Source organism: Paenibacillus sp. p3-SID867 (assembly GCF_025142895.1).
Classification (GTDB): domain Bacteria; phylum Bacillota; class Bacilli; order Paenibacillales; family Paenibacillaceae; genus Paenibacillus_AQ.
This window is the reverse complement of sequence record NZ_JAMBDM010000011.1, coordinates 48,361-60,573: the sequence shown is the minus strand read 5'-3', so window position 1 is coordinate 60,573 and position 12,213 is coordinate 48,361. Positions and strand designations below refer to the sequence as shown.

At 51.8% G+C, this 12,213-nt stretch carries 10 protein-coding genes; 9 read left to right on the top strand and 1 reads right to left on the bottom strand.

The window, feature by feature from the left end:
• Positions 1-185 precede the first annotated feature (185 nt).
• From M4D81_RS22070 to M4D81_RS22035, 8 genes are all read left to right on the top strand, one after another.
• On the top strand, positions 186-3,914 hold the full coding sequence (locus M4D81_RS22070; RefSeq protein WP_260068063.1) for a DNA polymerase III subunit alpha: 3,729 nt from the start codon (positions 186-188) through the stop codon (positions 3,912-3,914).
• Between the two features lie 146 nt (positions 3,915-4,060).
• Positions 4,061-4,555, top strand: coding sequence for a phosphatidylglycerophosphatase A family protein (locus M4D81_RS22065; RefSeq protein WP_260068062.1), 495 nt, complete (start codon positions 4,061-4,063; stop codon positions 4,553-4,555).
• A gap of 156 nt (positions 4,556-4,711) precedes the next feature.
• Positions 4,712-4,900, top strand: a complete 189-nt coding sequence (locus M4D81_RS22060) for a hypothetical protein (protein ID WP_006212044.1) — start codon at positions 4,712-4,714, stop codon at positions 4,898-4,900.
• Positions 4,901-4,992: 92 nt separating this feature from the next.
• Entirely contained in the window at positions 4,993-5,886 is an 894-nt protein-coding gene (accD, locus tag M4D81_RS22055) for an acetyl-CoA carboxylase, carboxyltransferase subunit beta (RefSeq protein WP_071218063.1), read from the top strand.
• Entirely contained in the window at positions 5,886-6,869 is a 984-nt protein-coding gene (locus tag M4D81_RS22050) for an acetyl-CoA carboxylase carboxyltransferase subunit alpha (protein WP_071218064.1), read from the top strand. The genes accD and M4D81_RS22050 overlap by 1 nt, the downstream gene beginning before the upstream one ends.
• A gap of 120 nt (positions 6,870-6,989) precedes the next feature.
• Entirely contained in the window at positions 6,990-8,417 is a 1,428-nt protein-coding gene (pyk, locus tag M4D81_RS22045) for a pyruvate kinase (RefSeq protein ID WP_071218065.1), read from the top strand.
• Positions 8,418-8,520: 103 nt separating this feature from the next.
• Positions 8,521-9,030, top strand: coding sequence for an acyl-CoA thioesterase (locus M4D81_RS22040; protein WP_260068061.1), 510 nt, complete (start codon positions 8,521-8,523; stop codon positions 9,028-9,030).
• A 4-nt stretch (positions 9,031-9,034) separates the two neighbouring features.
• A complete protein-coding gene (locus M4D81_RS22035; protein ID WP_071218067.1) occupies positions 9,035-9,427 on the top strand; it encodes an FxsA family protein in 393 nt (130 codons plus the stop codon).
• Positions 9,428-9,593: 166 nt separating this feature from the next.
• Here the strand turns inward: M4D81_RS22035 and ytvI are convergent, their stop codons facing one another.
• Entirely contained in the window at positions 9,594-10,712 is a 1,119-nt protein-coding gene (gene ytvI / locus M4D81_RS22030; protein ID WP_071218068.1) for a sporulation integral membrane protein YtvI, read from the bottom strand.
• Positions 10,713-11,088: 376 nt separating this feature from the next.
• On the opposite strand from ytvI, the gene citZ reads away from it, so the two are divergent.
• Entirely contained in the window at positions 11,089-12,201 is a 1,113-nt protein-coding gene (citZ, locus tag M4D81_RS22025; protein ID WP_260068060.1) for a citrate synthase, read from the top strand.
• The last annotated feature ends 12 nt before the right edge of the window (positions 12,202-12,213 follow it).

Here is a 12,213-nt window from a genome sequence, read left to right as displayed (position 1 = left end):
GCCCTCATGTCTCCTTTCTACTCTCTACTCTCGGTGGATGTTATGGCAAACGCCTGTCCACGTATTCCCTAGTTTCATTCTATGGGCGGGCCTAGCGGGATTATGATAAAATGGTATAAAGACTTTTTCAGATATTTCTGGATGGATTTCAAATATACATGTACCGGCGAAAGGAAGGCGTTACGATGAGCTCTTTCGTGCATTTGCACGTGCATAGTGATTACAGTTTGCTCGATGGAGCGGCACGTATCGGTGACCTGGTGCGGGAAGCGGCGGCGCTTGGCATGAAATCGCTGGCCCTGACGGATCATGGCGTGATGTATGGTGCCATTCCGTTCTATAAAGCCTGCCTGGCGCAAGGCATCAAACCGATTATCGGCTGCGAGGCCTATATCACGGCAGGCTCCCGCAAGGAGCGGGGAAGCCGCAAGGATCAGCCGATCTATCATTTGATTCTGCTTGCCAAGAATGAGACCGGCTATCGCAATTTGATGAAGCTGTGCTCGATCGGGCATTTGGAGGGGTACCATTACAGACCCCGAATCGATATGGAGGCGCTGGCCGCCCATCATGAAGGCATCATATGTCTCAGCGCTTGCTTGGGCGGCGAGGTTCCCCAGCATCTGCTTCATGGACGCGAAGCGGAAGCGAAAGCTGCCGCGCTTCGTTATCAGGCGATTTTTGGAGAAGATTACTATCTGGAGCTGCAGGATCACGGAATTCCGGAGCAGAAGCGCGTGAATCCCCAGCTGATTCAGCTAAGCCGCGAGACCGGCATTCCGCTGGTAGCGACCAACGATGTGCATTATCTGACCGAGAGCGATGCCGAGGTTCAGGACGTCCTGATCTGCATCGGCACGGGAAAGACAGTTGAAGATGAAGACAGGCTGCAGATCCAGACGAACCAGCTCTATTTGAAGAGCGGCAGCGACATGGAGCGATTGTACCCCCATGTGCCTGAAGCTATATTGAATACGGCTAAGATTGCGGACCAATGCAATCTGGAGCTGGAATTCGGCAAATCGATTTTGCCGGAATACAGCTCGCTCCCGGAAGGGAGGAATGCAGCCGAATACTTGCGGGAGCTCTGCTTGAACGGTCTGCAAGAGCGTTACGGGAATACGGAGAGGTGGCAGGATGAAGCAGAGCGCAGCGAGCTGGAGCAGCGACTGAACTATGAGCTTGGCGTCATCGAGAACATGGGCTTTAGCGATTATTTCCTGATCGTATGGGACTTTATCGCCTACGCCCACCGGCAAGGCATCGCGGTTGGACCGGGCCGGGGTTCATCGGCGGGCAGCCTGGTGGCCTACACTCTTCAGATTACGAATGTGGACCCGATGAAATATAAATTGTTGTTTGAACGCTTCCTGAATCCGGAGCGGATTACGATGCCGGATATTGATATCGACTTCAGTGACGAGCGCCGGGAAGAGGTCATTGATTATGTGGTGGATAAATACGGGAAAGAGCATGTCGCCCAGATTATTACGTTCGGTACGATGGCGGCAAGGGCGGCCGTCCGTGATGTTGGACGTGCGCTGAATGTGCCGTTCGGGGATGTGGACAAGGCGGCCAAGCTGATCCCTAACCATCTGGGCATCAGCATCGCGGGAGCGATGGAGCAAAGCCCGCAGCTGAAGGAGCAGTACGAGACGAAGCCGAAGGTGCGCGAGCTGATCGATATGGCGATGAAGGTTGAGGGCATGCCCCGTCATGCTTCGACCCATGCAGCAGGCATTGTCATTTCCCGCGATCCGCTGACGGATGCGGTTCCGCTGCAGGAAGGCAGCGAGAAGACGGCGCTGACGCAGTATTCCATGGAGAATCTGGAGAGCGTGGGCCTGCTCAAGATGGATTTTTTGGGTCTGCGGACGTTGTCCATCATAGAGCGCACGCTGAGATGGATTCAAGAATTGACGGGCAGAACACTCGATTTCGAACAAGTGCCGGATGACGATCATCTGACGTATGAGATGCTGGGGCGCGGCGATACCACGGGGGTATTTCAGCTCGAATCCGCGGGCATCCGGCGGGTGCTGAAGGATCTGAAACCTTCGGTGTTTGAGGATATCGTATCCGTGAATGCCTTGTACCGTCCGGGTCCCATGGAGTTTATTCCGAAGTTCATTCAAGCCAAGCACGGCCGGATCGAGCCGGAGTATCCCCATTCGGACCTGATCCCGATACTAGGCGATACGTACGGCATTATCGTCTATCAGGAGCAGATCATGCAGATCGCTTCGACGATGGCGGGCTTCTCGCTCGGGGAAGCGGATTTGCTGCGAAGAGCGGTGTCGAAGAAGAAGCGCGAAGTGCTGGACCGGGAGCGGAGCCATTTCGTTTCGGGCAGTCTCAAGCTCGGTTATAGCGAGGATGAGGCCAACCGCGTGTACGATATGATCGTCCGGTTCGCGAACTACGGATTTCCCCGTGCGCATGCCGCCGCTTACGGCGTGCTGGCCTTCCAGACGGCTTATCTTAAGGCGCACTATCCGGTTCCGTTTATGGCCTCCATGCTGACTGCCGTTATGGGCAGCCACCGGAAGGTGGCCGAATACGTGCTGGAGGCACGGCGCCTCGACATCGAGGTCATGCCGCCGGACGTCAACGAAAGCGGAACGTATTTTACGCCCGTCATGAGCGGTTCTGCTGTCCAGGGCGGTGATGATGAAGACCAACGTCCCGCCGGAGGCGGAATCCGATTCGGGCTAGCCGCGATCAAGAACGTAGGCACGCAGGCGGTGGAGAATATCGTCGAGATCAGGCGTGAAAAGCCGTTTGAAAGCCTGCTCGATTTTTGCCGCCGGGTGGACCTCCGCGTATGCAACAAGCGCGTGATCGAGTCGCTTATCCAGGCAGGGGCTTTTGATTCCTTGCAGGGACACCGTTCCCAGCTGGTTGCCATGCTGGACGAAACGGTCGAAGCGGCCGTGAAGTGGAGAAAGGAACGGGATGATCTCCAGATTCAGCTCTTCGACTTCGTGGAAACCACGAATTGGGACATCGAATATCCGGACATCCCGCCGTATACCGCAAGTCAGCAGCTCGAATTCGAACGCGAACTGCTGGGCATGTATTTGTCCGGCCATCCGCTGGACGGCTTCGAAGATACGCTGACGGAGTCCGGAGCTGATCGGTTAATGGATCTCCATGAAGCGGAAGATGAGTCAATGGCAACGGTTGCCGGGATGGTGGTTACACTGAAGACCATTACGACGAAACAGGGAAAGGCGATGGCCTTCATGGAGTGCGAGGATCAAATTGAGCGCTGTGAGGTCGTTCTTTTTCCTGAAGTATGGAAGCGAAGCGCGCATCTGATTGAGAAAGGCGCGCTGCTGGCGATCCGGGCGAAGGTTCAGCTGCAGGACGAAGGCTTCAAGCTGCTGGCCGAGGAAATCGCGCCGCTTGAGCCGCAAACCTTGAGTCAACTGGTTCACCGGAGCAAGGTTCGGGGAACAGCGGGCGGCAGAGGAAGATCCGGCGGAGATAATAACGGCCGTAGTGGTAAATCGGGTGCAGCCGGCATCCAGCCGGTTTTGGCCGGTAATCCATCGGCAGTCCCGACTCCGGAGCCGCCTGCCGCCCGGAGTGGACAGGATTCGACCTCTATTCGAAACGAAGCGTCGGGTGACAGCCTATCGCCCGAGAAGGAATCTCGTACCGTCGTATCGAATCATAAGGCTGAGCAGCGTGTGTTTGTGAAAATAACGGCCGATGCGGAGCAATCGGAGCTGCTGGTGAAGCTGAAAGAGCTCCTGCAGCAGCATCCGGGGCATGTGCCAACGGTGCTGTTTTATGAGCGGAGCCAGAAGGTGCTTGCGCTTAGCGAAGCCTATCGAATCAAGCCTTCCACAGAGCTTTTTGCCGAAATGGAAAGCATGCTGGGCAAGGACACCGTTAAAGTGAAGTAACATGAAAATTTAAGAACGTTTCGCATCCCTCCCGCATACAATTAGGACACTACAGGTAATGTTGGCCGAGTACTAGCATGAAGAAGGCTCTTTCATGATAGAGAAGGATTGAAAGAGCGCGGCCAAAGACGCGGGGGGGATTTGTGATGTCAATGGACTTGGCAGAAAGCATGCTCATCCGCAGAGGAGTCAGCGTAAGCTCCATCGCGGATATTGTATTGAAGCTTCAACAGCGTTATCATCCGAAGTTAACCATCGAGCAGTGTGAAGAAAGCGTACGGGCCGTGCTCGGCAAGCGCGAAGTGCAGTATACACTGTATACAGGCATTGCGCTGGATGAGCTGGCCGAGAAGAGACTGCTGCCGGAGCCGCTGCAATCGATTATGGAGCAAGACGAACCGCTTTACGGAGTGGATGAGACCATGGCGCTCGGTGTCACGAGCATTTATGGCATGATAGGACTGACCAGCTTCGGCTACCTGGATAAAGAAAAAATTGGCGTGATTGAGATATTAAATGAAAAAACGGACGGGATTCATGTGTTTCTGGATGATCTCGTTGCAGGCATCGCCGCTGCCGCTTCCTCGCGCATCGCGCATAACAATCCTGATGCGGCGCATTATGCCGCGGGTTCTGACTGATTTGCGCGAGCGGTGTCGAATCGCTGCCTGAGGGTATAGATTTGGCTTTCAGCCCCCTGCTCTCTTTGTTGAGGTAAAAACTGAAGTATGTTATCATTATCCATTATATCGGCTCAGGATATGCCTGTGGGACGAGATTAGGGGGATCTGAAAGGCATGTGGACGGTAATCTATATTGCGCCAACTGCAAAGGTGGCGGAAATGATCAAGACCAGGCTAACGGAAGAAGGTTTTTTGGTTCAAAGCCGTCCTGTGAATCTTTCCAAACAGCAGTTTGAGATTTTGGTACCCTCCGGAGAGCTTGAGGAAGTACAGGAAGTGTTGAATTCGATATTGCACCCCTAGTTTCATCTGGGTTACATAGCGAAGCTTAGCGTACGGATCGGCGATGTGCTATTGCAGCGGCCATTCAAATTTACGGCTGGAGAGGTGTAGTTGTGTTTAAAGACTTGTTTCAGAAAAAAAGAAAATACGCAACGATCCCATCGGAACGACTTGGGACGGCAGGGCAGCCTCAGGAAGGCGAACGCCCGAAACGGGAAATTCCGGAAGGTCTGATGAATAAGTGTGCTAAGTGCGGCACCATTCAATACAGCAAAGAGCTTGAGAAGAATCTGAAAGTGTGTCAGGAATGCGGACATCATATGCGCCTGAACGCGGTAGAACGGATTGCCATGACGCTGGATGAGACAGGCTTTGAAGAGTTTGATGCGGATATGATCTCGGTGGATCCGCTCAAGTTTCCGGGATATGCGGCCAAGCTCGAGCAGCAGAAGATGAAATCCGGTCTTCATGATGCGGTTATTACCGGTCAAGGGTCGATTCTCGGCCAGCCTGTTGTGGTGGCCGTGATGAGTTTTGATTTCTTCACGGGAAGCATGGGCTCCGTCGTCGGGGAAAAAATCACCCGAGCGATCGAGTTTGCGACGGACAAGCGTTTACCGCTCATTATTTTCTCTACCTCTGGCGGCGCCCGGATGCAGGAGAGCATTCTCAGTTTGATGCAGATGGCCAAAACAAGCGCAGCCCTGTCCAGGTTTAACGAGCTCGGCGGGCTCTATATTTCAGTGATAACGGATCCGACGACCGGCGGTGTATCCGCCAGCTTTGCGACGCTTGGCGATATCAATATTGCCGAGCCGGGAGCCGTATTCGGTTTTGCGGGCCGTATCGTTATTGAACAGACCATTCGCCAGAAGCTGCCGGATGATTTCCAGACAGCGGAGTTCAACTTGGCGCATGGTCAGCTTGACATGGTTATTCATCGGAAAGATATGCGCTCCATGCTTGGTAAGCTGCTGGAGATGCATACCGTGAAAGGGGGATTCTGATGTCAGGCGAATTGCCTTTTGAAATGCCACTTGCCGAAATGCGCAAGAAGATCGATGAATTGAAACAATTCGGACAGGAAAAAGGGATCGATTTCACGGATGAAATCGCCCGCCTGGAAGAACGATATAGTCGCTTGGAGGAAGAAATCTATTCTTCGATTTCGCCTTCCCAGAAAATGCATCTGGCCCGTCATCAGCAGCGACCGACGTCGCTTGATTTGATCCAGCTGATCTTTACGGATTTTATCGAGCTGCATGGAGATCGTCTCTACGGGGACGATCTTGCCGTTGTCGGCGGCTTGGCCAAACTTGACGGTGTTCCCGTCACGGTGCTCGGTCAGCAGCGCGGTAAGGATACGAAGGACAATATCGCGCGATTCTTCGGAAGTCCGCATCCGGAAGGCTTCCGTAAAGCCCTGCGGCTTATGCAGCAGGCGAACAAGTTCAAGCGTCCTATTATCACGTTTATTGATACAAAAGGCGCATATCCGGGTAATACAGCAGAAGAAAGAGGTCAGTCCGAGGCGATTGCCCGTAATCTACGGGAAATGTCGTCCCTTGGGGTGCCTATTGTTTGTGTGGTCATCGGCGAAGGTGGAAGCGGCGGTGCTCTTGCGATGGCTGTAGGCAATCGTGTCCTGATGCTTGAGCATGCGATCTACTCTGCCATTTCACCGAACGGCGCCGCATCCATTCTGTGGAAGGACGCATCCAAAGCGGATCAGGCTGCGGAAGCCATGAAGATCACCGCTAAGGACCTGCTCGAGATGGAAGTCATTGAGGAAATTATACCGGAGCCTAAGGGCGGTGCGCACCGAAACTATGAAGAGACAGCCGCCGCGATTCAAAGCGCACTGATCAGCCAGCTGAAAGAACTATCCGTTATGGATGCCTGCGAGCTGAAGGAAGACCGGTACCGCAAATTCCGCAAGATCGGCGAATTCGATTTTGCGAAGGCGGAACAGGAAGACGTGATTATGTAAAAGTTCTGATGAGTATGTGACGATATGACAAAGTTCCTATACAAATTAGACTTTTTGTAGTAGATTTAGTTGTTGGAAAAAGAGATATAGAGAACCCTTGAATAAACGGAGGAAACCCAAATGCGCAAAACAAAAATTGTATGTACCATCGGTCCTTCCAGTGAATCGTTGGAAAACACCAAGAAGCTCATTATGGCCGGCATGAACGTGGCTCGTCTGAACTTCTCTCACGGCGACTTCGAGGAGCATGGCAACCGGATCAAGAACATCCGCCAAGCTTGCGAGGAGTTGAACAAAACGGTAGCGATCCTGCTTGACACCAAAGGACCGGAAATCCGTACAGGTAAACTTGAAGTGGAACCGATTGAGCTTGTACAAGATGAATATATCACCCTTACTACCGAGGAAATCCTTGGTGATAAGAATCGTTTGTCCATTACTTATAAAGAGTTGCCGCAAGATGTTCAAGTCGGATCCACGATCTTGATCGATGACGGTCTGATCGGTCTGACCGTGGTGGAGATTCAAGGCACCGAAATCAGATGCCGCATCGTCAATGGCGGAACCATTAAGAGCAAAAAAGGTGTGAACGTACCGGGAGTCGCGATTTCTCTCCCAGGCATTACGGAAAAAGACGCCAACGATATCATTTTCGGGATCGAACAGGGCATCGATTTTATTGCCGCTTCCTTCGTTCGTAAAGCAAGTGACGTGCTGGAAATTCGCGAATTGCTGAAGAAGCATAATGGCGAGCACATCCAAATCATCTCCAAAATCGAGAACCAGCAGGGCGTTGACAACCTGGATGAAATCCTCGAAGTATCCGACGGTTTGATGGTAGCCCGTGGCGACCTGGGCGTAGAGATTCCGGCAGAGGAAGTTCCATTGGTTCAAAAACGCATGATCGAAAAATGTAACCTGGCTGGAAAACCGGTCATTACGGCTACGCAAATGCTGGATTCCATGCAGCGCAACCCACGTCCTACCCGTGCGGAAGCAAGTGACGTTGCCAATGCGATTTTTGACGGTACCGATGCCATCATGCTGTCCGGCGAAACGGCTGCAGGTAAATACCCTGTAGAATCCGTATTGACTATGTCCCGTATCGCAGAGAAAGCGGAATCCGCGCTGAACTACCGTGAAATGTTCTTGAAGCAGCGTATTGCTCAAGATACCAGCGTTACCGAAGCAATCAGCCAATCCGTTGCGATCTCGGCACTTGACCTGAATGCCAAAGCCATCATTTCGTCCACGGAATCCGGTCAAACGGCTCGCATGGTATCCAAATACCGTCCAGAGGCTCCTATCGTCGCCGTCACGACTCAAGACAGAACATTGAGACGTTTGGCACTGACTTGGGGCGTAACGCCGGTTAAAGGCGAGCAGGCTTCTTCTACGGACGAGATGTTTGATTACGCGCTGCAAGGCGGCGTGAAGTCCGGACTCGTGAAAGAAGGCGATCTTGTTGTCATTACAGCAGGCGTGCCACTGGGCCGTTCCGGTTCGACCAACCTCCTGAAAGTGGATCAAATTCCACAGGAGAAGTAATTCAACCGTCAAGAATCCGTTGGATTCTGAATATAGCAGCATATAAGCAATGGACGATGATTCTGTCGACCATTGCTTTTTGCATAGATAAGGGGTGATATTGATGCCTAAACCATCCGTACCGACACTAAGCCGCTGGTTCTGGACGTCATTTCGGGTGCGTTACCAGGAAAGCGATCAAATGGGTGTCGTATACCACGCGAATTATTTAAACTGGTTCGAGATCGGGCGTACCCAAATGATCCGTGAAATGGGATTTACGTATCGCGGAATGGAAGAAGAAGGTGTCCTCCTCCCGGTGGTTGATCTTGATATCAAGTACCGCCAGCCTGCGAGGTATGATGATCTTGTAACGGTATTTACCAGAATGACTGCTTTCTCCCCGCTTCGAATACACTATGAATATGAGGTCCGGTTGCTGAGCGAACAGGAGCAGGCAGATTTGGAGGCGATGGATCTGTCTCCCGAATCCGAGCTTCCCGGTGCCTTGTTAACGGCCGGCGCGACCCATCATGTATGGCTGAATAGAGAGTGGAAGCCCGCCCGACTGGATAAATGCGCGCCAAAGCTGTATGATGCATTGAGGGACACCCTTTGGGGGAGGAAGGAGTAGCTTCATGTTCAAATGGTTGCTGGCAGCGATGATCTTCGTGCCTGCTATTGAAATATTCGGCTTTCAGTTTGTTGCGGATCGCGTGGGCGGCATGAATACCTTGCTATTGACACTGCTGACCTCTGCGGTTGGCGTGGCCATGATGAGGTTCGAAGGTCGCAAAGCGATGGAAGATGCCAAGCAGAGAATGAACTCAGGCATGGTTCCGGGTGCTTCCATGGCCGATGGCCTATGTATATTTGCGGGTGGAGTGCTACTTATTCTGCCGGGCTTTGTAACTGACATGATCGGATTTACGCTGATATTTCCGCTGACTCGCCCGCTGTATCGGATATTGCTGTTGAAATGGATGAAGAAAAATATGAAAAACGGCAAGATTACGATCTTTCGCAGATAATACAAGCAGAATCACCCATAAGACCGGCCCATCATGGGCCGGTCTATTTATTTATGGAGCACGAGGAAATAACAGAAATCGGTAATGATCATGAAGTACCTTATCAATCCTATGATAATCCCATCACTATACCTCTATGACGAGTCAAACTTGCTTCGTCTTACTGCTATCTGAATCTGCCTCCGATAATATAATTCCTTAGGTCCTTGAATACGTGGGCCCGGTGAAAGGCATCCAGGATGACAAGCGACACTGGACCTATAATCAGTCCCAGAATGCCGAACAGCTTGAGCCCGACGAACATGCCCAGCAGGGCGGCGAGCGGGTCCAGTCCCACACTGCTGGCGAGCACCTTGGGCTCCATAATCTGTCTGACGATCAGGATGATGCTGTACAGGACGGTTAGTCCGATGCCAAGCGTCAGGTCGCCCGACATAAAGGCATACAGCGACCAGGGGATCAGGACGATGCCGACGCCCAAGTAGGGGAGAAGATCCACCAAGCCGATCAGAAGACCGATGGAGAAGGCGGAATCGACCCCGAGCGCATAAAGCGTGATCATGACGATCAGGGCCGTGATGGAGATCAGAATCAGCTGTGCCCTCGCGAATCCGAACAACGCTTTTTTTAGATCCGTGAAAATATAGATCATGGGTTTGCGAATGACGTCGGGCAGGATGCGGATAAGTGCGCGATTATGGCGCTCCCAGCTGTTGCTGAGAAAGAACGTGGACAGTAAAACAACAATGAGAATCGTGCCCAAGTTGGGCAGGTAATAAATAATTTGCAGAATTCCGTTAAAAATACCGGTAACGAGGTCGGTCACGGCCGTGCCAATCGTTTGCGTCGTGCGGGTAATGTTCTGATTGATGGTATCGTGATAATTCGGGTTGTTCTGATAGAACCGGCTAATCTCATTGATAATATTCTGGAAGCTATCATTCTGGGTCCAGGCGGTCAGCCATTCCATCCAGGCATCAATATGAAGATTGAAGGACTGCGACAGGATGATCAGCTCCTTGACCAGTCTCGTGACAGCTGCCGTGAGAATCAGCAGGGCCGCTCCGAAATACAGCAGCAGGGACAACATGACAGCGAGCCACCGCGGCAGCTTCAAACTCCGCTGAAGCAGGCGGACGCAAGGATTCATGGCATAAGCGATGATCCAGGCCAGAAGGAAGGGGTAAAGCAGCGGCAGCAGTACATATATCAAATAGGCAATCACGAAGATGGAAGACAGCACCCACACTCCCCGGCCAAAACGCTTGAGCATCAATCGTTCCAAACAATCACACTCCTTTGCAGCACTTCAGGGACGAGCAGAAACGCTCATTCCTATAAGTATGCAAGGAGATTCAATATAAGGATAAAGAGTTGGAAAACGCTTGTCTTCATGATTCGACAATGAGAATTATCACAGGTATAATGGAATTGTAAGTGATTTCAAAAAAATGTTTATGGTGTCGATAAAACAATTTGATGCGGCGAATGTCGCTGCTCATGTTCACATATCAGACAAAATCCAGTATGATATGAGAAGGTTTGTGACTAGGACCATAGCAATTTTTTTCGCGTTTTTCTTTTTTATCCGACTTCATGAAAATGTTTTCATGAATGTCAAAATAGTTCAGTTTATCCCGATCATAAAGGAGAGATGTTGCATGACAGCTACCAAGGGTTTGGAAGGCATTGTAGCTACCACCTCCGCGATTAGTTCGATCGTCGATGGCGTTCTGACTTACCGTGGATATGATATTGACGATCTCGCAGAACATGCAAGTTTTGAAGAGGTAGCCTATCTGCTCTGGTTCGGAAAGCTTCCGAATGCCGAAGAGCTTAAGTCCCTTCAACAAGATTTGAGCGACTATGCTGCCATTCCGGGTGAGCTTATCCAGCAGATCAAATTGTATCCGAAGGATACCAATACGATGGCTGCGCTTCGCTCGGCTGTATCCGCGCTTGCTCTGTATGACGCCGAAGGCGACGATATGAGCCGTGAATCGAATGAGAAGAAAGCGGTTAAACTTCAAGCTCAGCTTCCAACGATCATTGCTGCCATCGCCCGTGTTCGTCAGGGCAAAGAGCCGGTGGCTCCGAAAGCCAGCGTCTCCATCGCGGAGAATTTCCTGTATATGCTCAGAGGCGAAGATCCTGATCAGACTTCAATCAAGGCTCTGGACCAGGCACTGGTTTTGCACGCGGATCACGAGCTTAACGCATCCACGTTTGCTGCTCGTGTAACCGTAGCCACGCTGTCCGACATATATTCCGGTGTTACTTCCGCTATTGGCGCGCTTAAAGGTCCTCTGCACGGCGGCGCGAATGAAGCCGTCATGAAGATGCTGAACGAAGTCGGTTCGATTGATCGGGCCCAGGCTTACATTCAGGAGAAGCTGGACAACCGTGAAAAAATAATGGGCTTTGGACACCGCGTATACAAAAACGGCGATCCGCGCGCGAAGCATCTCCAAAAAATGTCGCGCGAGCTTGGTGAAATGAAAGGCGACACCACGCTGTACGACATGTCGGTGCTGATCGACGAAACGGTTACCAACCAAAAAGGACTGAAGCCGAACGTTGATTTCTATTCCGCATCGGTCTATACGCAGCTCGGCATCGAGCATGAACTGTTTACGCCGATTTTTGCCATCAGCCGTGTATCCGGATGGACCGCGCATATTCTTGAGCAGTATGAAGGCAACCGTATCATCCGCCCGCGCGCAGAGTATACAGGGATGACTGACCAAAAATATGTGCCGATAGAACTTCGCTAAGTGGCTGGCAAT